Origin of the sequence: Mesorhizobium norvegicum, assembly GCF_004919685.1 — a bacterium.
GTDB lineage: Bacteria > Pseudomonadota > Alphaproteobacteria > Rhizobiales > Rhizobiaceae > Mesorhizobium > Mesorhizobium norvegicum.
This window is the reverse complement of sequence record NZ_SMYZ01000149.1, coordinates 28,861-50,416: the sequence shown is the minus strand read 5'-3', so window position 1 is coordinate 50,416 and position 21,556 is coordinate 28,861. Positions and strand designations below refer to the sequence as shown.

The following is a 21,556-nucleotide window of genomic DNA, read 5'->3' as shown; positions in this document are numbered from 1 at the left end:
GGGGAGGGGGGCGCCGCACCTCTGGCGGCATTTGCCGAGACCTGAACGGCGGGGACCGAACTCATGGCCGCAGATATCAGACCGAAAAGACCGTTCCGCTGGCACATTGGCGTCTTCCTGGCGCCGGCAGTGCTTGTCTACACGGCGATCATGATCCTGCCGCTCGCCGGCACGCTGCAGCTGTCGCTGTTCCGCAATATCGAGCAGCACCAGGTCTTCGTCGGGCTGGAAAACTTCCTCACCCTGTTCGGCGACCCCAACTGGTCGGTGAATTTCTGGAACGCGCTGAGGAACAACACCTGGTTCTTCATCATCCACATGCTGGTGCAGAACCCGATCGGCGTCATGCTTGCGGCGTTGCTGTCCAGCCCCAGGCTCAGATTTGCGGCCTTCTACCGCACGGCGATCTTCGTGCCGACCATCCTGTCCTTCGTCATCGTCGGCTTCGCCTGGAAGCTTATCCTGTCGCCACTATGGGGCGTGGCGCCGCATCTGCTCGACCTCGTCGGCCTGAAAAGCCTGTTCACGCCATGGCTGGGCAAGGAAGAATACGCGCTGACGGCGCTCAGCCTGATCTCGGTGTGGCAGTTCGTCGGCATTCCGATGATGCTGATCTATGCCGCGCTGCTGTCGATCCCCGAAGAGGTGATCGAGGCGGCCGAATGCGACGGCATCACCGGCCTGTCGCAATTCTGGAAGATCAAGCTGCCGCTGATCCTGCCGTCGATCGGCATCATCTCGATCCTCACCTTCGTCGGCAATTTCAACGCCTTCGACCTGATCTACACCGCGCAAGGGGCACTCGCCGGGCCGAATTATTCGACCGACATCCTAGGCACCTTCCTCTACCGCGCCTTCTTCGGCTTCCAGCTGCAGGTCGGCGATCCCAATATGGGGGCGGCGATCGCCACGATGATGTTCCTGATCATCCTCGGCGGCGTCTGCGTCTACCTCTTCCTCGTGCAGACGCGCCTGCGTCGCTACCAGTTCTGAGGGGCAAGAGATGAGCACCGCTACCCGTTCCCTGCCCCGCACCATCGGCGCCCACGCGATCCTGTTGACCTACACGGCGATCGCGCTGTTTCCGGTGATCCTCGTCATCATGAACTCGTTCAAGTCGCGCGCGGGCATCTTCGGCGCGCCGCTGACGCCGCCGACACCGAAGACTTTCGACCTGATCGGCTACACCACGGTGATCGGCCAGGGCGACTTCATCCACTATTTCCAGAACAGTCTCGTCGTCACCGTCGCCTCGCTGTTCTTCGTGCTCTTGTTCGGCGCCATGGCTGCGTTTGCGCTGTCGGAATACCGCTTTCGCGGCAACACGCTGATGGGACTCTATCTGGCGCTCGGCATCATGATCCCGATCCGCCTCGGCACCGTCGCCATCCTGCAATTGATGGTGGCGAGCGGGCTGGTCAACACGCTGACGGCGCTGATCCTGGTCTACACCGCGCAGGGTCTGCCGCTTGCCGTCTTCATCCTGTCGGAATTCATGAAGCAGGTGTCCGACGATCTGAAGAATGCCGGCCGCATCGACGGCCTGTCCGAATACACCATCTTCTTCCGGCTGGTGCTGCCGCTGGTCAGGCCATCGATGGCAACCGTTGCCGTCTTCACCATGATCCCGATCTGGAACGATCTGTGGTTCCCGCTGATCCTGGCGCCGTCGGAAGAAACCAAGACGGTGACGCTCGGCGCGCAGCTGTTCCTCGGCCAGTTCGTCACCAACTGGAACGCCATCCTGGCCGCGCTGTCGCTGGCGATCATGCCGGTGCTGATCCTCTACGCCATCTTCTCGCGGCAGCTGATCCGCGGCATTACGTCGGGAGCGGTGAAGTGAGTTCTGAAACACCCCTGCGCGTCGTCGTCGCCGGCCTCGGCAATATGGGCCGCAGCCATGCGCTGGCCTATCACACCAATCCGGGCTTCCAGATCGCGGCACTGGTCAACCGCTCCGACGTGCCGCTGCCGGATGGGCTTTCCGGCTATGGCATCAGGCGTTCCTTCGACGAGGCTTTGCGCGACGAAAAACCTGACGTCGCCTGCATCGCCACCTATTCCGACAGCCATGCCGACTATGCGGTGAAGGCGTTCGAGGCCGGCTGCCATGTCTTCGTCGAAAAGCCGCTGGCAACGACCGTGGCCGACGCCAAGCGCGTCGTCGCGGCGGCCAAGGCCAATGGCAAGAAACTGGTGATCGGCTATATCCTGCGCCATCACCCGTCCTGGATCAGGCTGATCGCCGAAGCGCGCAAGCTCGGCGGCCCCTACGTCTTCCGCATGAACCTTAACCAGCAGTCTTCGGGCCATACCTGGGAGACGCACAAGCAGTTGATGCAGACGACGTCGCCGATCGTCGATTGCGGCGTGCACTATCTCGACGTCATGCTGCAAATCACCGATGCGAAGCCTGTGGAAGTGCGTGGCATGGGCGTGCGGCTGACCGAGGAGGTTGCGCCGTCGATGTACAATTACGGCCACCTGCAGGTGCTGTTCGATGACGGTTCCGTCGGCTGGTACGAAGCCGGTTGGGGGCCGATGATTTCGGAAACGGCCTTCTTCGTTAAGGACGTGATCTCGCCGAATGGCTGCGTGTCGATCGTCATGAAGGAGGGTGTGAAGTCCGCCGACATCGACACCCACACCAAGACCTCGACCATCCGCCTGCACAGCGCCGCGACCGGGGCGGACGGCAAATTCGCTAGGCCGGACGAAATGCTGTCGATGGAAGGCGAACCCGGCCACCAGGACCTCTGCGATCTCGAACAGGCCTTTGTGCTGAAGGCGATCCGCGAGGATCTGGATCTCACCAAACACATGGACGACGCGGTCAAGTCGCTCGCCGTCTGCCTTGCCGCGGACGAGAGCGTGCGCAGCGGCGCCGCCGTCAAACTCTAGAACAGGGACGAAGCCGTGGGCTCGCTGAACATCGAGAACGTGAAGAAGGCCTTCGGGCCGGTCGAGGTGCTGAAGGGCATCAACCTCGAAGTGACTGATGGCGAATTCGTCGTCTTCGTCGGCCCGTCCGGCTGCGGCAAGTCGACCTTGCTCAGAGTCATTGCCGGACTGGAGGATTCGACCTCGGGCCGTGTGGTGATCGACGGCGCGGACGTCTCTGCCACGCCGCCGGCCAAGCGCGGCATCGCCATGGTGTTCCAGACCTATGCGCTCTACCCGCATCTCACGGTGAAGAACAATATGGGTCTCGGCCTCAAGCAGGCCGGCACGCCGGCGGCCGAGATCGAGCGCCGCATCGGCATAGCCTCGTCGATGCTGTCGCTGGAACCCTATCTCGAGCGGCGGCCGGCCGAACTCTCCGGCGGCCAGCGCCAGCGTGTCGCCATCGGCCGCGCCGTGGTGCGCGAGCCAAAATTGTTCCTGTTCGACGAGCCGTTGTCGAACCTCGACGCGGCTCTGCGCGTCAACACAAGGCTGGAAATCGCGCAGCTGCACCGTCGGTTGAAGGCGACCATGATCTACGTCACCCACGACCAGGTCGAGGCGATGACGCTGGCCGACAAGATCGTCGTGCTCAATGCCGGCCGGATCGAGCAGATCGGCGGCCCGATGGAGCTCTACAATTCGCCGGCAAATGAGTTCGTCGCCGGCTTCATCGGCTCGCCGAAGATGAATTTCGTCGACGGCGCTCGCCTCGGCGAAACAGCCAAGACCATCGGCGTGCGACCGGAGCACCTGACCGTCGATCCGAAGTCAGGCGCCTGGAAGGGTACGGTGGTGCATGCCGAGCATCTCGGCGCCGACACCAATCTCTATCTCGACTGCGAGAAGGCCGGACTGATCACCGTACGCATTTTTGGTGTCTATGATGCGGAGCCGGGTGCGACGCTGTATGCGACGCCGGATCCGGCGAAGACCTATCGGTTTGGGGCTGATGGGAAGGTGCTGAAGTAGGGCCGGCGCAGCCCCCTCACCCAGCCTCCGCTTCGCTCGGCTGACCTCTCCCCGAGGGGAGAGGAGATTGTCAGCGCCGTCGCTCACCTCTTCTCCCCAGCGGGGAGAAGGTGGCCGCGAAGCGGCCGGATGAGGGGGGCAGCGCAACCTTGCAGATCTACACGTCCGCCCTGAACGTCTGCTTCTGCTGCCCCAGGCCTTCAATGCCCAGCTCCACCACATCACCCGCCTTCAGGAACACCGGCGGCTTCATGCCGAGGCCAACGCCGGGCGGCGTGCCGGTGGAGATGATGTCGCCGGGGTGCAGCGACATGAACTGGCTGAGATAGGAAACCAGATACTTGACGCCGTAGACCATGGTCTTGGTCGAGCCGTTCTGCATCGTCTTGCCGTTGACGGTCAGCCACATTTTGAGGTTCTGCGGATCCGATACCTCGTCCTTGGTCACCAGCCATGGGCCGGTCGGGCCGAACGTGTCGCAGCTCTTGCCCTTGGTCCACTGGCCTTGACGCTCGGCCTGGAAGGCGCGCTCGGAGACATCGTGGGCGACGCAATAGCCGGCAACATAGTCGAGCGCGTCGGCCTCGCTGACATATTTGGCGGTTTTGCCGATGACCACGGCCAGCTCGACTTCCCAGTCGGTCTTCACAGAGCCGCGCGGGATCAGCACGTCGTCATCCGGCCCGACAATGGCCGAGCTTGCCTTCATGAAGATGATCGGCTCCGGCGGCACGGTGGCGCCGGTTTCGGCGGCATGGTCGGAATAGTTGAGGCCGATGCAGATGAACTTGCCGGTGCCGGCAACGCAGGCGCCGAGGCGCGGGCTGCCGGAAACCACCGGCAGCGACTTCGGATCGAGCTTGGCGAGATCAGCCAGCGATGCCGGATCGAGTGCCTTGCCGCCGATATCGGTGACATGGCCAGTGAGATCACGGATCGTTCCATCCGCATCGAGCAGGCCGGGGCGTTCGCTCCCGACCTCGCCATAGCGCAGCAGCTTCATGTCATGCTCTCCTCAGTAAAAATGGTTCAGATCGACCAGCCGCCGTCGATATTGTAGGCCTGCCCGGACGTATAGGTGGCGCCGGCCAGATAGACGGCGAGATCGGCGATTTCCTCCGGGGTGCCGAGCCGGCCCATCGGCTGACGCGCGATGAAGGCGGCGCGGGCGGCATCGTAGTCGCCTTGCGCATGCATGCGGTCCTGCAGCGACGGGCTCTCGACCGTGCCGGGGCAGATGGCGTTGCAGCGTATGCCCTTGCCGACATAGTCGGCGGCGATTGCCTTGGTCAGGCCGATGACGGCGGCCTTGGTCAGGCCGTAAACGAAGCGGTTGGGCACGCCCTTGGTCGAACTGGCCAGCGAGGCCATGTTGATGATCGATCCGTCGCCGCGTTCCAGCATACCGGGCAGCACGGCGCGGCTGGTGCGGATCATGGCGCGGACATTGAGGTTCAGCGCGAAATCGAGATCGGCGTCCTTCATCTCGAGGATCGAGCCGGAATGGACGAAACCGGCGCAGTTGAACAGCACGTCGACGACACCGATCTCGGCAAAAGCGGCGTTGACGGCCTCGTCGTTGAGCACGTCCAGCTTGCGGGTCTTGATCCCTGGCGTCTTGGCGAGCTCAGCGAGAAGCGTCTCGTTGATGTCGGTGGCGTGGACCACGGCACCTGCCTTGGCGAAAGCCAGCGCGCTCGCCTTGCCGATGCCTTGTGCCGCTGCCGTGACGACAACGATCTTGCCTGCCAGATCCGCCATGCTGTTCTCCTCTAGGGATCGTCCGGGTTTATCGGCAGTCGGCCAGGGCGTCATGTGCCAGTCGGACGCCATTATGCGGCCTGCGCGCCTGTCAGCCCACAGATAAAGATGTTTTTTCTCGTTAAAGAACAAGCGTCCGGGCGTCAAGCCCGAACGCGATCACCATCGCGATAGCCACGTGGGCTCAATCGCCGTATGGCACCCAGACGTTCTTCACCTCGACGGCGCGGCGCAGGAAGGCGTCGCCGGCAGCCTCGTCGGACGCCCAGTCGAGGCCGCGGCCATTGCCGCTCCAGACCCGCTTGAGGTTGCCGATGGACTCGGCTTCCGCCTTGGCGCAGGTGTCGGCATCGGCGAACACCCAGAGCCCGTCGACATCGTCATGCTTGGCCAGTACGCCGGCAAGTTCGGCGGTGCGGCCGGTGACGATGTTGATGGCGCCGGCTGGGACGTCGGAATATTCGATGACCTGGTAGAGATCGGTCGCCAGCAGCGGATAGCGCTCCGAAGGCACCGCCACCACCGTGTTGCCCATGGCCAGCGCGGGTGCGATCAGCGAGATCAGGCCAAGCAACGGCGAGGTATCAGGCGCGACGATGCCAACGACACCGACCGGCTCATGCAGCGCCAATGTCACGGCGCGCGCCGGTGGCTGGTGCACGCGCCCCTCGAACTTGTCGGCAAGGCCGGCATAGAGGAACAGCCGCTCGATGGACTGGTCGACCTCCTCGCGCGCCGCCTTGGCGGCCGCACCCGTAAGCTCGGTCAGGCGAGCGGCGAATTCGCTGGCGCGACCGGAAAGGTTCTCGGCCAGATAGTAGAGCACCTGGGACCTGTTATAGGCGGTCGCCTCGGGCCAGCCCTTGCAAGCGCGGGCCGCGGAGACGGCATCGCGGATATCCTTGCGGCTACCGAGCCCGACCTCGCCGGCAAGCTTGCCCTTGGCGGTGGCGACCGCCAGCGAATAATTGCCGTCCGGCCGAACCTGTTTGCCGCCGATGAACAGCTTTGCCGTGCGATCGATCGTGTCGCCGTCCGGCTGCTCGGCAGGCTGCGCCGAGATCGTCGCCGGCTTGATGACCGCGCCAAGCGGCAGTTTCGTCGCGAGATATTCGAACATGCCTTCACGCCCGCCTTCGCGGCCGAATCCGCTTTCACGGTAGCCGCCGAAACCACAGGCGGCGTCAAACATGTTGGTGCCGTTGACCCAGACGACGCCAGCCTTCAATTGCGGCGCGACGTGCAAGGCAAGGTTGACATTTTCGCTCCACACCGAGGCGGCCAGCCCGTAGCGCGTGTTGTTGGCCAGCTCGATCGCTTCCTCGGTGTTGCGGAAGGTCATGGTGGCCAGAACCGGCCCGAACACTTCTTCCTGAGCCAAGATGTTAGCCGGCGAAACACCGGTGGCGAGCGTCGGCAGATAGTAGTAACCGGAGGGCGGCAGCGCCGCATCCGGCTGCCAGCAGACGGCGCCTTGCCTGGCGCCCTCGGCGACCAGACCCTTGACGCGGTCGAGCTGTGTGGCGTCGACCAGCGGGCCGATATCGGTGTTCTTGTCCAGCGGGCTGCCGACGCGCAACCGGCTCATCCGTGTCTTGACCTTGGCGATCAGGGCGTCCGCTATGCCTTCCTGGACCAGCAGGCGCGAGCCGGCGCAGCAGACCTGGCCCTGGTTGAACCAGATGCCGTCGACCAGGCCTTCGACCGCGCTGTCGAGATCGGCATCCTCGAAGACGATGAAGGCCGATTTGCCGCCGAGCTCCAGCGACAGTTTCTTGCCCGAGCCGGCGGTTGCCTTGCGGATGATCTTGCCGACTTCGGACGAGCCGGTGAAGGCGATCTTCTGGATGCCGGGATGGTTGACGATGGCCGCGCCCGCCTCCGGCCCGCCCTGGACGATGTTGACGACACCCTTCGGCACGCCGGCGCGTTCGCAGATCTCGGCAAACAGGATTGATGTCAGCGGCGTGAATTCGGCCGGCTTCAGCACGACGGTGCAGCCGGCGGCTAGCGCCGGCGCGATCTTCCAGGCCAGCATCAGCAGCGGAAAATTCCACGGGATGATCTGGCCGACGACGCCGACACCCTTTTGGCCGGGGAAATCCCTGTCCAGCGCCTGTGCCCAGCCGGCATGGTGGATGAAATGGCGGATCGCCAGCGGTATGTCGATGTCGCGGCTTTCGCGGATCGGCTTGCCGTTGTCGATTGTCTCAAGCACCGCGAACAGACGCTGGTGGCGCTGCATGGCACGGCCAATGGCATAGAGCACTTTTGCCCTGACATAGCCCGAACTGGCGCTCCACTTCGGCAGCGCCTTGGTGGCCGCCGCAACCGCCGCGTCGATGTCGGCGGCACTGGCGTCGGATACCTTGGCCAGCAGCTTGCCGGAAGAGGGCTCGCTGGTGTCGAAAGTCTTGCCGCCAGAGGCGGCTTTCCAGTCGCCGCCGATGAACAGCGCCTTGGAGAAATCCCGCGCGGCAAGCCACGCATCGGCCTCGTTGCGGGCTTCCGGCGCCGGGCCGTACTCCATGGCGTGATAGCGATCGAGGATGTTCATCAGGTGCCTCCTTCACCCTCCCGCCTGGGAGGGTCGATCGGCAAAGCCGATCGGGGTGGGGGGTGGTGCGCTCAAGCCATCGCGTGGCGATGATTGGCCGAATAGTGTCCGGTCAGATGGTGCTCGAGCTGGCGCTCGATGTCGGTCAGCAGGCTCGAGGCGCCGAAGCGGAACAGCTCGGGCTCCAGCCATGGGCGGCCGAGTTCTTCCTTCATCAGCACCAGCCAGTCGAGCGAGGCCTTGGCCGTGGAAATGCCACCGGCCGGCTTGAAGCCGATGAGATAGCCGGTTTCCTCGAAATAGGCCCTGATGGCGCGCACCATGGCGAGGCCGACGGGCAGCGTCGCGTTGACGCTTTCCTTGCCGGTCGAGGTCTTGATGAAGTCGGCGCCTGCCATCATCGCCACCATCGAGGCCAGCATGACATTGCGCAGCGTGGCGAGGTCGCCGGTGCCGAGGATGACCTTCAGATGCGCGTCACCGCAGGCGGCGCGCATCGAGACGATCTCATTGTAAAGCTCCCGCCACTTGGCGCCGAACACCAGCCCGCGCGGAATGACGACGTCGATCTCGTCGGCGCCGTCGCGGACCGAGGCTTCGATTTCCTGCAGGCGGGTCGACAGCGGCGCAAGGCCATGCGGAAAGGCAGTGGAGACGGCGGCGACATGGATGCCGGTGCCGCGCACGGCATCGACGGCGGTGGCGACGAAGGGATGGTAGACGCAGACGGCGGCCGGGCGGATGGTCTCGCCAGAAATGCCGAGGCCCTCGACGATGTCGCGGCGGAACGGATTGATCGCCTTGGCGCAGAGCCGGCGCACGCGCTCCTCGGTGTCGTTGGAATTCAGCGTCGTCAAATCCATGCAGGCGACGGCCTTTAGCAGCCAGGCCGCCTGGTTGTCGGCCTTGATCGAGCGCCGCTTGGTCAGGCTGGCAACACGGCGTTCCAGCGCCGAGCGATTGACGCTGCGCACCGATTCCATGAAGCCGAGGTCGAGCTTCATGCCTGGATTGCGCGCGATACGATGGTCGTGCGGGAGGGGGGTATTGGCGGCCGCGCGCGCCGGTAGCGGCGTCACCTTGGACGAGCCAACATCGGCTTCGCGGATTGTGCTGCTCATCTCCTGCCCTTTCATTCAGCGACGTGCGCTTATGTCCTCGTTTCCCAAAACCGCTCGACACTTTTGGGCGACACGCACGAAGATAGCCCGTGAAGTCACGCTTCACGAGTCCTCAAGCGAGGGATAGCTGAAAAAGGCTGCGAAAGCAGCTAATTTTTGACCGTACGGTCAAAAGCTGATTTTGAGGGCGCTGAAGCCCGGCTCTAGCCGACGAAGGCGCGCTCAACCACAAAAGTCGCCGGATGGCTCAGCGAGCCTTCCACGAAGCCGAGGCTCTCGGCCAGCTCCTTGACGTCCTTGAGCATATGCATCGAGCCGCAGATCATGATGCGGTCGGTTTCCGGGTTGAGCTTCTCGATGCCGAGATCGTTGTAGAACTTGCCGGAGCCGATCAGCGCGGTGATGCGGCCCATGCAGGCCGACTCTTCGCGGGTCGTCGAATTGTAGAGCGTGACGCGGCCGGCGGTCAGCTCGCCGATCAGCGGGTCGCTTTCCAGCGCCGCCACCAATTCCTGGCCATAGGTCAGTTCGGCATTGTCGCGGCAGGTATGGGTCAGGATCAGCTGATCGAATTTCTCGTAGGTGTCGGGGTCGCGCAGCAGGCTGGCGAAGGGCGCGATGCCGGTGCCGGTCGAGACCATGAACAGGCGCTTGGCGGGGGTCAGCGCGTCGACCACCAAAGTGCCGGTCGACTTCTGGCGCATAATGACGGTGTCGCCGACCTGGATCTTCTGCAGTTCCGAGGTCAGCGGGCCGTCCGGCACCTTGATCGAGAAGAATTCCAGCTCTTCGTCCCAGGCCGGGCTCGCCACCGAATAGGCGCGGTACACCGGCTTCTCGGCATTGGGCAGGCCGATCATGACGAACTCGCCGGAGCGGAAGCGCAGCGACTGCGGACGAGTGATGCGGAACGAGAACAGCCGGTCGGTATAGTGCTTCACCGAGACGACGGTCTCGGCATAGACGTTGGCCGGAATCGGGAATTGCAGCGGGCGGGCGCCGACGGTGTTGAGAGCGGATGTGGTGTTCATCAAATCCAACCTTCTGGCGCGGGCGCCAAACCTTCACCTGCGCGCCCGAACCATTCAGGTTCCGGCGTGCTGTTCGCACACTCCAAAGCGGTAAGCTCTTGTGTCGGGAATTTATTAGTATACAAACGATATTTGCGTCAAGGTGCTACCGTAAAACACCTTTCCAAACTGGCACATATCCGTAGTCCGGGCATTTCGGGTTTCGACGATGAAAGAGAATATTTCGGCGCAAGCGCGCGATTCCCTGGGAAATGTCGTCGCCGGTATCGATGTCGGCGGCACCTTCACCGACCTGCTCCTGATCGACGGACGCGACGGCGGCAGGGTGCATATCGCCAAGACTCCGACCACGGTCGACAACCAGGCTTTCGGCGTCGTTTCGGCACTCGGCGCCACCGGATTTCCGATCGACGGCATCGACCTCATCGTGCATGGCACGACCACCACCACCAATGCGGTGCTCGAACGGCGGCTGGCGAAAACCGGCATGATCACGACGCGCGGCTTTCGCGACGTGATCGAGCTTGGCCGGCGCACGCGGCCGCAGGCCTATGGCATGACCGGCAGCTTCGTGCCGATCATCCCGCGCAATCTCAGGCTCGAAGTGTCGGAGCGCGTCGAGGCGTCGGGCGCGATACGCATGCCGCTCGACGAGGCCGAAATGCGCGAGGCGGTGAAGACGCTGATCGCGGCCGGCTGCGAATCTCTCGTCATCCATTTCCTGCATTCCTACGCCAACCCAACGCATGAGCGGCGCGCCGCCGAAATCGCCGCCGAGCTCTGGCCGAACGGCTACATCACGGTGGGCCATGCGCTGCTGTCGGAAGCGCGCGAATTCGAGCGCGGCGTCACCGCCTCGGTCAACGCCTCCGTGCAGCCGATCCTCGAGCGCTATGTCGAGCGGCTGCGCAAGGAACTGGCTGCAAAAGGCTATGCCCGCGACTTCCTGATCATGAACGGCAATGGCGGCATGATCTCGGCCCGCTTCGTCACACGTGAGTCAGCCAAGACTGTGATGTCGGGACCGGCCTCGGGCGTCATCGCCGCCGCCTATACCGGAAAACGCGCCGGCTTCGAAAACCTCGTCACCTACGACATGGGCGGCACCTCGACCGACGTGGCGCTGATCCGCAATGCCGAGCCGGCTGTGTCGAACGAGATCGAGATCGAATATGCGATGCCGATCCACGTGCCGATGGTGGCGGTGCACACGGTCGGCGCCGGTGGCGGCTCGATCGCCCGTGTCGATGCGGCCGGCCTGATCCAGATCGGCCCGGAAAGTGCTGGCGCCAATCCCGGCCCGATCTGCTACGGGCGCGGCGGCCTCGAGCCGACCATCACCGACGCCAATCTGGTGCTTGGCCGGCTGGCGCCGAAGAAATTGCTTGCGGTCGACAATCCGGTCACATCAGAGCGCGTCACCGGCATCTTCGAGGAGAAGATCGGCAAGGCGACCGGCCTGTCCGGTGTCGAGGCGGCCGGGGCCGTGCTGCGGCTCGGCAACATGAAGATGGCCGGCGCCATCCGCATGGTCTCGGTATCACGCGGCCATGATCCGCGCGATTTCGCGCTGTTCGCCTTTGGCGGCGCCGGGCCGCTGCATGCGACTGCCCTGGCGCGCGAACTCGGCCTGCCTCGGGTGCTGGTGCCGGCGCGTCCAGGCATCACCAACGCGCTCGGCTGCGTCGTCGCCGATCTGCGCCACGACTTCGTCAACACCATCAACCAGCCAGTGGCGGTGCTCGACGAAACCCAGCTTCACGCTGTATTGGAACGGCACCGAAACGAAGGCGAGGAGCTGATCGGCAAGGAAGCGGTGAAGCCGGAGACGATCCGCGTCACCCACTCCGCCGACATGCAGTTCGTCGGCCAGACCCACATCATCAACGTGGCGCTGCCGTCGTCATCGGTGACGCGGGCGACGCTGCAGCTTCTGTTCGAAAAGGCCTATTTCGCCCGCTTCAAGGTCGAGCTGCCGGAAATCCGCGCCAATCTCGTCAATCTCAACACCTCGGTGACCGGCGTTCGCCCGGCGATCGATCTGTCGCGCCTGATTGACCCGGCGGGACGCGCGAAAACGCTCGACGAGGCGCGGCGCGAAATCCGGCCGGTCTGGTATGGCGGACGCTGGCACGACACGCCGGTGTATGCGCGCGAAAAACTGCCGCTCGACGCCGTCATCGAAGGGCCGGCGATCCTCGAACAAATGGACGCGACCACCGTGCTCGAACCCGGCGACCGCGCGCGCTGCGACGCCGACGGCAACATCATCATCGACATTGGCGAGGCCTGATATGAAGCTCGACGCCATCACCCTCTCGGTCCTCCAGGCAGCACTTCAGCAGGTCTGCGACGAGATGGACCTGACCTTTTCGCGCGCGGCGTTCTCGCCTGTGATCGCCGAGGCCAACGACCGTTCCGACGGCATCTACTCCGCCGTCGACGGCTCGCTGATCGCGCAAGGCAGCCAGGGCCTGCCGGTCTTCGTCGGCGTCATGCAGTATTCGACCAGGACGGTGATCGAGATGATCGCCGATGGCCGCTGCCTGCCGCCCGAGCCGGGCGACATCTACATCGTCAACGATCCCTATCTCGGCGGCACCCATCTGATGGATGTGCGCTTCGCCATGCCGGTCTACCGGGACGGCAAGATTTTCTGCTGGCTGTCGAACACCGGCCATTGGCCCGACATTGGCGGTTCGGTGCCTGGCGGTTTTTCAGCCTCGGCGACTGCCGTCGAGCAGGAAGGGCTGCGGCTCCCGCCGGTGAAACTGTTCAAGAAGGGCGTGCTCGATCCCGAGATCTACGCCATCATCTGCTCCAACATCCGCGTCGCCGACCAGCGCATCGGTGACATCAGAGCCCAGGCCGCCGCATTGCTGATCGGCCAGGACCGGCTCAACGGGATCCTGGATCGTTATGGTGACGAAACGGTTGTCGAGGCGATCGCCGAACTGCGCCGCCGTGCCGCCGAGCAGATGCGCGCCAACATAGCGGCCATCCCCGACGGCACCTACCGCTCGAAGGCCTTTGTCGATTCCGACGGGGTGGTCAACCAGCCGCTGATCATCGCGCTCGCCGTCGAGAAGAACGGCGACACGCTGACCTTCGATTTCACCGGTTCGTCCAAACCTTGCGCCGGACCGATGAACAGCGTGCTGGCGACGACCCTGTCCTCGGTCTATCTCGCCATGCGTCACATTTTCCCCGATGTGCCGATCAGCGCCGGCGCTTTCGAACCGCTTGAAGTCAAGCGGCCGGAAGGAACCTTCCTCGACGCCAAATATCCGCGCCCCGTATCGGGCTGCGCGGCCGAGGTGTCGCAGCGCATCGCCGAGGCGGTGTTCGCGGCGATGGTGCAAGCGCTGCCGGAGAAGGTGACGGCGGCGCCCGCCGGCTCCAGCGGCAATTTCGCGCTCGGCGGCAACGACCCGGCACGCGGACGCGATTACGTCATGTACCAGATCTCCGGCGGCGGCTATGGCGGCAATTCAGGCCATGACGGCCTGACCAATGGCTGCTCGACCATCGGCATCTCGAAGTCGCCACCGGTCGAGATCATGGAGCAGGCGTTTCCGGTGCTCTACCGCCACTACGCCCTGCGCGAAGGCTCGGGCGGCGCCGGCAAGCATCGCGGCGGCTTTGGCCTCGCCTATGAGGTCGAAATCCTGCGTGGCGACGCCCGTGCCTCCTTCGTCATGGACCATGGCCGTTTTGGCCCGCAAGGTGCGCTCGGCGGCAAGGACGGCGCGGTCAACACGGTGACCGTGTTTCGCGGCGGTGAGGAACATGTGCCGCTGCATCTGTCCAAGGAGCAGGATATCGCGCTGAAGGCCGGCGACCGCGTGCGCGTCGGCACGCCGGGCGGCGGCGGCTATGGCGATCCGCTGCAGCGCAATCCCGATCTGGTGCTGCGCGACGTGGCCCTAGGTTACTATACGGCTGAAGAAGCCAGTGAAAAATTCGGCGTTGTCCTGTCGGCAGGCGAACTCGCCATTGACCGGAAAGCGACGGACAAGCAGCGCGCCGGCTAACGCACCGCCGATCGCGACTGCGTTCGATCCGCCGTGATCCGCGCAAGGCGTGTCGTTTCCGTCTCTGCCGGAGGTGCAAAAGCTCGTATTTTTGCCGTCGGCAAGCGATGGAGACTTCCTTGGCTGAGCGGCGCTCCCCCTTCTACAGCAGCATCGTCGGGCTGGGCGCGACCATGGGTCGTGTCGGCGGCGATTTCATCTCGGCCAAATATTATTCCGGCATTGCCGACGAACACCTGAACACCCGCAAGAATGTCGGCGTGCAGGATCTCAGCACGATGGGCAAGATGGACATCAAGGGGCCGGATGCCGAGGCGCTGGTCAACCATGTCATCGTCAATGACGCCGCTGCGATGAAGCCGGGCCAGGTCCGCTATTCCACGGTCTGCCGCGACGATGGCGGCATCATGGACGACCTCACCGTGTTCCGGCTGGCGGCGGAGCATTTCATGCTGGTGACCGGCTCGGTCAACCGCCTGAAGATGCTGCCCTGGCTGTTGCATCATGCGCAGGGGCGCAAGGCCTACGTCACCGATATCACGGCAGCCATCGCCTTCCCGACCATCCAGGGTCCGCGCTCGCGCGAACTGCTGAAAGCGTTGATTGCTGATGCCGATCTGGATGGACTGAAACGCTGGTCGTTCACGTCAGGCCATATCAACGGCACGCGGGTGCTGATCTCGCGCACCGGCGTGACTGGCGAACTCGGTTTCGAACTGTTCGTGCCCGCCGACGAGGCAGCCTCCGTCTGGGAGGCGCTGATGCGGACCGGCCGGGACTTTGGCCTGAAACCCTATGGCGTGCTGGCGATGTTCACGCTGGGGCTGGAAAAAGCCTATCCGGCGCATGGCATCGACATGGACGAGAGTCGCACGCCGTTCCATGTCGGCCTCGACCGCTGGATCAAGTTCGACAAGGGTGATTTCGTCGGCCGCGAGGCGCTGCTCAAGGTCCGCGACACGGGCCTCGACGAACAATGGGCCGGGCTGATCCTCGACGGCGACAAGCCGGCCGCGACCGACGCCAGGGTTCTGGCCGACGGCGAGGATGCCGGTGTCGTTACCTACAGCGACCACGGCTATTCCCTCGGCAAGGTGCTGGCCACCGCGCATCTGCGGCTGCCTTTTACCGCTGTCGGCACAGAACTGAGCATCGATATCGATGGCAAGCCGACACAGGCGGTCGTTTCGCCGATCCCGTTCTTCGATCCGGAAGGGGCTAGGTTGAGGGCTTAGACGCTTGCGCCGATGGACGGCATGCCTTGGCGACTGGCCGAAACGCCCTTCACTTCGTCATCCACGGGCGGAGCAAGGAGCGTAGCGACGCGGCGTAGACCCGAGGATCCATGCCGGGACTCCAACGCGTCGCAACGGTGCCGAATTCTGCTCCGCTGCACGCCACGGCTCAGGTCGCGGCATGGATCCTCGGGTCTCCGCGACGCCGCTTCGCGGCTGCTCCGCCCGTCGATGACGAAGTTGCGGCCCGATCCGAATGTTCAGCCGGCTCACCCTCGCCGATCCAGCCTCGCCACCAATCGATCACCCACCCACTGGATGCCGCAAACCAGGATGATCAGCACGATAACCACCGCCACCATCACCGACGTCTCAAAACGCTGATAGCCGTAGCGGATGGCGAGGTCGCCGAGGCCGCCGGCACCGATCGCGCCGGCCATCGCCGAGGCGCCGATCAGCGTCACCAGCGTCACGGTGAAGCCGGCGACGATGCCGGGCAGGGCTTCGGGCACCAGCACCTCGCGGATGATCGTCCAGCGGTTGCCACCCATGGCGCGCGCCGCCTCGATCAAGCCGCGGTCGACCTCGCGCAGCGACACTTCGGCAATGCGCGCGTAATAGGGCGTGGCGGCGATCGACAGCGGCACGATGGCCGCCCAGGTACCGATCGAGGTGCCGACGATCAGCCGCGTCACCGGGATCAGTGCCACCAGAAGGATGATGAAGGGCACCGAGCGGAAGCCGTTGATGACGGCGCCGAGCGCGCGGTTGACCCATAGGCTCTCGGCAATGCCGCCGCGTTCGGTGGCAATCAACGCCAGGCCGAGCGGCAGGCCGAACACCAGCGAGATGAGGCCGGAGGCGGCCGTCATCAGCACCGTCTCCCAGATCGAACGCAGCAGAAGCTCAAACAGGATTGGCGACATGGCCAAGCACCTCCACCCGCGCCTGGCGGGCTTTCAGGAACGCGATGATGTCAGCGAGATGATTTGCATCGCTGCCGGGAACAGACAGGAACAGCGTCCCGACCGGCTGCTGCTGGATATGGTCGATGCCGCCATGGACGAGGCGGAAGGAGCCTGGAACAGCCACCGCAAGGTCGGACAGCAGCGGGCCGCTTGCCGCCTCGCCGGCCACGTCCACGCGCAGGATCGTCTGCGCGCCGGCCGCCGGCAGCAGCCGGGCTGCCAGCTCGGCCGGCAGTTGCGGCCGGATGGCGCCTAGCAGGCTTCTCGTGATGTCCGAGCGCGGATCGGCGAACACCGACCACACCGGTCCTTGCTCGACGATGCGCCCGGCGTCGATCACCGCAACGCGGTCGGCGATCGAACGGATCACCTCCATTTCATGGGTGATCAGCAGGATGGTCAGGCCAAGCTGCCGGTTGATGTCTCTGAGCAGTGCAAGGATCGACCGCGTCGTCTCCGGGTCGAGCGCCGATGTCGCTTCATCCGACAGCAACAGCGCCGGGCGTGCCGCAAGCGCCCTGGCGATGCCGACGCGCTGCTTCTGGCCACCCGACAGCGACGCCGGATAGGCTCTTGCTTTCTCCGACAGGCCGACGAGATCGAGCAGTTCGGCCGCACGTGCCAGCCGTTCGGCCTTGGGGCGCCCTTCGATCTTCAGCGGCAGCGCCACATTGTCCTCGACGGTCTTGGCCGACAGCAGGTTGAAATGCTGGAAGATCATGCCGATGCGCCGCCGCAGCGGCTGCAGGTCGCGCTCGCCAAGCCGGCTGATCTCGCGGCCTTCGATGAACACCTCGCCGGAATCGGGCCGTTCCAACCCGTTCAGGCAACGGATCAGCGTCGATTTGCCGGCGCCGCTGCGGCCGATAATGCCGAGAATCTCGCCCTTGCGCACGGTCAGCGAGATGCCGTCGAGCGCCGCCGTCACACCGAAGCGGCGCTTCAGGTCGACAAGGCGCACGACGTCCTGAGACGCCTCGGTTCGGGCGTGGGTCGGATCGGCGGTGTCCCCGGATGCCTTGATATGCTGGTTCATGAATGTTCCTGTTCTCGCATCCGAAAACGCAATCGCGGCCCGCGCCTGAGCGCGGACCGCTGTTGCTCTCGAACCGGGCTTCCGGATGTTCTCAATAAGCGCTAAGGCCGGTGCCCTTGTAGACCTTGTCGAACTCGGCCTTCACCGCCTCGTTCTGATAGGACGCCACCAGCGTCTTCACCCAGGCTTCGTTCTCATTGCCGACCTTCACCGCGATGAAGTTGCGGTAGGGATTGTCGGCGATCGGTTCCTGCGCGATGCGGTTTTCCGGCGTCAGGCCGCTCTTCAGCGCCCAGTCGGTGTTGACCACGGCCGCGTCGAGATCCTCGACCGAGCGGCCGACAATGCCGGCGTCGAGCTCCTTGATCACCACCTTCTTGGCATTCTCGGCGATGTCGGCGGTGGTGGCCAGAATGCCGGTGCCGTCCTTCAGCTTGATCACGCCCTCATTCTGCAGCACGCGCAGCGCCCGGCCTTCGTTGGAAGGATCGTTCGGCACGCCGATCACCGCACCCTCGGGCAGGTCGGCGACTTTCGTGTACTTCTTCGAATAGAGGCCGATCGGCCAGACGCCGGTATAGCCGACGCGCACGATGTGGTAGCCCTGCGTCTTGATCTGGTTGTCGAGATAGGGCTGATGCTGGAAGGCGTTGGCGTCGATCTCGCCACGCTCCAGCGCCTCGTTGGGCTGGGTGTAGTCGTTGAACACCACGGTCTCGATGGCGAGGCCCTTTTCGGCCGCCTGGGCGACGACGACGCGCCAGACGTCCTCGTCCTCGCCGCTGATGATACCGACCTTGATCGCCTTCTTGTCTTCGGCGAACGACGCGCTGGGCGCCATCAGGCTGCCGATCGCGACGGCCGATGCGAACAGCAGAGCCAAGCCGCTGCGCCGGTTGACGGTTGACCAAAGGGAAGATGGCAAAGTGTTCTTGAAGTCGGACATGATTGATCTCTGCGGTTGTGAAGTCATGGCAGCCAGGCGGATTGCCTAGCCTTGGTCACATCCTCAGAAATTCTATCGATTATATCAAAGAACGCGTTTCGCCGTTCTCGTCCAAGCCGGGAATATTCTCTCAAAAATTTCGAGCACAGGAGCACAAGACGCCATCGGATCGACCGCGGCGGGCTGCGCTGCGATCCGGTGGTCTCGGGAGGGCAGTCAGATTCTCAAGGCAGCCGGCGGGTTCTCCCGGCGGGTTCTCAAAGCGCGATCCAGGCCGTCTTGAGTTCCAGATACTTCTCCAAAGCGTGCAGCGACTTGTCGCGGCCGAAGCCGGACTGCTTGACGCCGCCGAGCGGCACGGTGATGTCGGCGCCGCCATAGGTGTTGACGTGGACGACGCCGGCATTGATGGCGCGCACCATGCGGTGCGCTGTGGAGAGGTTGGCGGTCCACACCGCCGAGGCGAGCCCGTAGACGGTCGAATTGGCAAGCCGCATCGCCTCCTCCTCGGTCTCGAAGCGCATCACGCCGAGCACCGGGCCGAACACCTCCTCGCGCGCAAGCTGCATGTCCTGAGTGACATTCTCGAAGATCGTCGGCGCCATGTAGCTGCCGCCGGTCTCGGTCAGAATCCGCTCGCCGCCGGTGACCAGACGGGCACCTTCTTCGGTGGCCCTGGCCACGAAACCGAGATTCTTGTTCAACTGTTCGGCGCTCGACACCGCGCCGACATCGCTGGTGAGATCGAGCGGATCGCCGACCTTCAGCCGCGTGGTCGCCGCGAGCAGGTCATCCATGAAGCGGTCATAGACCGCCGCCTGGACGAGCAGGCGCGAGCCGGCGACGCAGACCTGGCCGGAATTGCGGAAGATGCCGTTGGCCGAGACGATTGCGGCCTGTTTCAGGTCGGGGGCGTCGGCAAAGACGATGTTGGGCGATTTGCCGCCGAGTTCGAGAAAGATGCGCTTGAGATTGGAGCGAGCGGAATATTCGAGCAGCCGCCGGCCAACCGGCCCCGAGCCGGTGAAGGCGATGGCGTCGACATCCATATGCAGGCCGAGCGCCTCGCCGGTGACCGAACCACGGCCGGTGACGACATTGAGCACGCCGGCGGGAAGCCCGGCCTCGCTGGCGAGTTCAGCCAGCCGCAGCAGCGTGAGCGAAGCGATTTCCGGCGGCTTGACCACCACGCAATTGCCGGCGGCAAGCGCCGGCGCGATCTTCCAGGCGCCGATCATCAGCGGAAAATTCCACGGCACGATGACGCCGATCACGCCGAGCGGCTCCTTGTGGATCAGCCCGAGCACATTGTCGGCCGTCGGCGCGATCTCGCCATAGACCTTGTCGATCGCCTCGGCATAGTAGCGGATGGTGCCGGCCGCCGAGAGCGGTTCGGCCTTGTAGGCCATGCCGATTTCGGTGCCGTTGTCGCGCACGCCGAGCACGGCCAGCTCGTCGGCATGCCTTTCGACCAACTCGGCGAACCTCGTCAGCACCTTCTTGCGAAACGCCGGTGCTGCGCGCGACCACGAACCCTTCTCGAACGTCTTGCGCGCCGACCTGACCGCGCGGTCGATGTCGGCGGCGTTGCCGTCGGTGATGCTGGCGAAAGGCCGGCCGTCGATCGGCGATGTCACCGTCAGGTTCGCGCCTTCCGTGCCATCGGTCTGTGCGCCATCGATGAACAGGCCCCGCGCGCCGATCTCCGTCTTGCGCAGCGTGTCGATGGCATTCTGACTGATCATTGGTGACGGACTCCCAGGGAAACATGCAATGTGGTTGGCGCCCGAAATTCCCAGCCGCGAAACACCGGCGCCTTGCCCGGCAACAGGCTGAGGTCGGGAAAGCGAAGCAGCAGCAGCCTTACCGCAAGGCACATCTGCTCGCGCGCGAAAAACCGGCCCGAACAGAAATGATGACCGAAGCCGAAGGCGGCGTGGTTGCCTTCGTCGCGGTTGATGTCGAAGCAGTCGGGATCGGCAAAGCGGCTCTCGTCGCGGCTTGCCGAGGAGACAAGTGCAGCGACCGGCGCGCCGGCAGGGATCGTCACGCCGCCAAGCTCGACCGCCCGCGTCGTCTGCCGCGTCTGCGTGCCGATCGGCGCCACCCAGCGCAAGCCCTCATCGACAGCCCTGGGCACGAAGGTCTCGGGATCGGCGAGCACCTGCTGCAATTGTTCGGGATGCGAAAGCAGGCCGGCGAGGATCGAGCCGGCGCCATGTCCGGGCTCCTGCATGCCGCCAAGCAGGATGACCTTGATGCTCGGCATCAGGAAGTCGATCGGCCGCGTCGTGCCTGCCGGCATGCCGTCATGCAGCATATGCGACAGCGCCGAGTCATCCGGTGCGCGGACAAGCCTTTCCAGCGTCGGCAGGATGGCGTCACCGACCTCGGCACTGATCGCGTCGGCTATTTGCTGCCGTTTTGGGTCGTTCTCGAAATTGATGGCGCCCTGGGCGAGGCCGTAGAACCAGCGGCGCAGCGTCGGCATGTCGATGTCGGCAAGGCCGAGCGAGCGCGCCAGGCTGAGCGTCGATACCGGCTCGAAATAATCGGCCATCAGCTCGGCGGAGCCTTGGTTAGCGATCCGGTCGAGATAGGGCTCGGCGATCGACCGCACGAGGTCGCCCGCATAGGCGGCGACGGTGCGCGGCCGGTATTTCGGGTCGACGCCTTGGCGTAGCTGTTTGTGCGTCTCGCCATCGGTGGTCAGGATGGTCGGCTTGCCGAAGGACCGCTCGACCGGCGATGAGCCGACGACGGCGGAGAAGATGTCGGGAGACTTGGCGACGCTCTCGACATCCTTCCAGCGGGTGACGAACCACAGATTGACCGCCGGCACGAAAGCCACCGGCGCGCTGCGCCTGAGTTCGGCGTAGATAGGGTATGGATCGGCCTCCAGCGCCTCGACGGTGATGTTTTCGGCAAAGCTCAAGCCCGCCACTCCCTTTG

The 21,556-nt window shown here is 64.4% G+C and carries 17 protein-coding genes; 7 read left to right on the top strand and 10 right to left on the bottom strand.

Translation table 11 applies throughout. The features are described 5' to 3' along the window. The first annotated feature begins 63 nt into the window (after nt 1-63). Genes FCU66_RS39515 through FCU66_RS39500 form a run of 4 tightly spaced genes read left to right on the top strand, consistent with a single transcriptional unit; the run spans nt 64 to nt 3,915 of the window. On the top strand, nt 64-993 hold the full coding sequence (locus FCU66_RS39515) for a carbohydrate ABC transporter permease (RefSeq protein ID WP_136619545.1): 930 nt from the start codon (nt 64-66) through the stop codon (nt 991-993). Between the two features lie 10 nt (nt 994-1,003). Next, nucleotides 1,004-1,843 carry a carbohydrate ABC transporter permease gene (locus tag FCU66_RS39510; RefSeq protein ID WP_136619544.1) on the top strand — a complete coding sequence of 280 codons (840 nt, stop codon included), beginning with the start codon at nt 1,004-1,006 and terminating at the stop codon, nt 1,841-1,843. Then, entirely contained in the window at nt 1,840-2,901 is a 1,062-nt protein-coding gene (locus FCU66_RS39505; RefSeq protein WP_136619543.1) for a Gfo/Idh/MocA family protein, read from the top strand. The genes FCU66_RS39510 and FCU66_RS39505 overlap by 4 nt, the downstream gene beginning before the upstream one ends. A gap of 15 nt (nt 2,902-2,916) precedes the next feature. Further along, a complete protein-coding gene (locus tag FCU66_RS39500) occupies nt 2,917-3,915 on the top strand; it encodes an ABC transporter ATP-binding protein (protein ID WP_136619542.1) in 999 nt (332 codons plus the stop codon). Nucleotides 3,916-4,072: 157 nt separating this feature from the next. Here the strand turns inward: FCU66_RS39500 and FCU66_RS39495 are convergent, their stop codons facing one another. The 5 genes from FCU66_RS39495 to FCU66_RS39475 form a co-directional block, all read right to left on the bottom strand. Next, entirely contained in the window at nt 4,073-4,918 is an 846-nt protein-coding gene (locus FCU66_RS39495; protein WP_136619541.1) for a fumarylacetoacetate hydrolase family protein, read from the bottom strand. Nucleotides 4,919-4,944: 26 nt separating this feature from the next. Further along, the gene (locus FCU66_RS39490; protein WP_136619540.1) at nt 4,945-5,676 is read right to left on the bottom strand and encodes an SDR family oxidoreductase; all 732 of its coding nucleotides are present in this window, start codon (nt 5,674-5,676) and stop codon (nt 4,945-4,947) included. Between the two features lie 184 nt (nt 5,677-5,860). Further along, a complete protein-coding gene (locus tag FCU66_RS39485) occupies nt 5,861-8,233 on the bottom strand; it encodes an aldehyde dehydrogenase family protein (RefSeq protein ID WP_136619539.1) in 2,373 nt (790 codons plus the stop codon). Nucleotides 8,234-8,304: 71 nt separating this feature from the next. Further along, nucleotides 8,305-9,354: a deoxyribose-phosphate aldolase gene (gene deoC, locus FCU66_RS39480; protein ID WP_136619538.1), complete on the bottom strand. Its 1,050-nt coding sequence runs from the start codon at nt 9,352-9,354 to the stop codon at nt 8,305-8,307. Nucleotides 9,355-9,557: 203 nt separating this feature from the next. Next, nucleotides 9,558-10,385 carry a ferredoxin--NADP reductase gene (locus FCU66_RS39475; protein WP_136619537.1) on the bottom strand — a complete coding sequence of 276 codons (828 nt, stop codon included), beginning with the start codon at nt 10,383-10,385 and terminating at the stop codon, nt 9,558-9,560. A gap of 208 nt (nt 10,386-10,593) precedes the next feature. On the opposite strand from FCU66_RS39475, the gene FCU66_RS39470 reads away from it, so the two are divergent. The 3 genes from FCU66_RS39470 (at nt 10,594) to FCU66_RS39460 (ending at nt 15,654) form a co-directional block, all read left to right on the top strand. Further along, nucleotides 10,594-12,678 (top strand): hydantoinase/oxoprolinase family protein, encoded by a 2,085-nt coding sequence (locus FCU66_RS39470; RefSeq protein ID WP_136619536.1) that lies wholly within the window; start codon nt 10,594-10,596, stop codon nt 12,676-12,678. Between the two features lies 1 nt (nt 12,679). Further along, complete coding sequence (locus FCU66_RS39465) at nt 12,680-14,419, top strand: hydantoinase B/oxoprolinase family protein (protein ID WP_136619535.1); 1,740 nt, start codon at nt 12,680-12,682, stop codon at nt 14,417-14,419. Between the two features lie 119 nt (nt 14,420-14,538). Next, nucleotides 14,539-15,654, top strand: coding sequence for an aminomethyl transferase family protein (locus FCU66_RS39460; protein WP_246094204.1), 1,116 nt, complete (start codon nt 14,539-14,541; stop codon nt 15,652-15,654). A gap of 269 nt (nt 15,655-15,923) precedes the next feature. Here the strand turns inward: FCU66_RS39460 and FCU66_RS39455 are convergent, their stop codons facing one another. The 5 genes from FCU66_RS39455 to FCU66_RS39435 form a co-directional block, all read right to left on the bottom strand. After that, nucleotides 15,924-16,580, bottom strand: a complete 657-nt coding sequence (locus FCU66_RS39455; RefSeq protein ID WP_136619533.1) for a methionine ABC transporter permease — start codon at nt 16,578-16,580, stop codon at nt 15,924-15,926. Further along, nucleotides 16,561-17,658, bottom strand: coding sequence for a methionine ABC transporter ATP-binding protein (locus FCU66_RS39450; protein ID WP_136619532.1), 1,098 nt, complete (start codon nt 17,656-17,658; stop codon nt 16,561-16,563). Before FCU66_RS39450 ends, FCU66_RS39455 begins: the two co-directional genes overlap by 20 nt. Nucleotides 17,659-17,749: 91 nt before the next feature. Then, entirely contained in the window at nt 17,750-18,604 is an 855-nt protein-coding gene (locus FCU66_RS39445; RefSeq protein ID WP_136619531.1) for a MetQ/NlpA family lipoprotein, read from the bottom strand. Between the two features lie 257 nt (nt 18,605-18,861). Next, nucleotides 18,862-20,349 (bottom strand): aldehyde dehydrogenase, encoded by a 1,488-nt coding sequence (locus FCU66_RS39440; protein WP_136619530.1) that lies wholly within the window; start codon nt 20,347-20,349, stop codon nt 18,862-18,864. Continuing rightward, nucleotides 20,346-21,548, bottom strand: a complete 1,203-nt coding sequence (locus tag FCU66_RS39435; RefSeq protein ID WP_246094205.1) for a cytochrome P450 — start codon at nt 21,546-21,548, stop codon at nt 20,346-20,348. The genes FCU66_RS39440 and FCU66_RS39435 overlap by 4 nt, the downstream gene beginning before the upstream one ends. Nucleotides 21,549-21,556 lie beyond the last annotated feature (8 nt).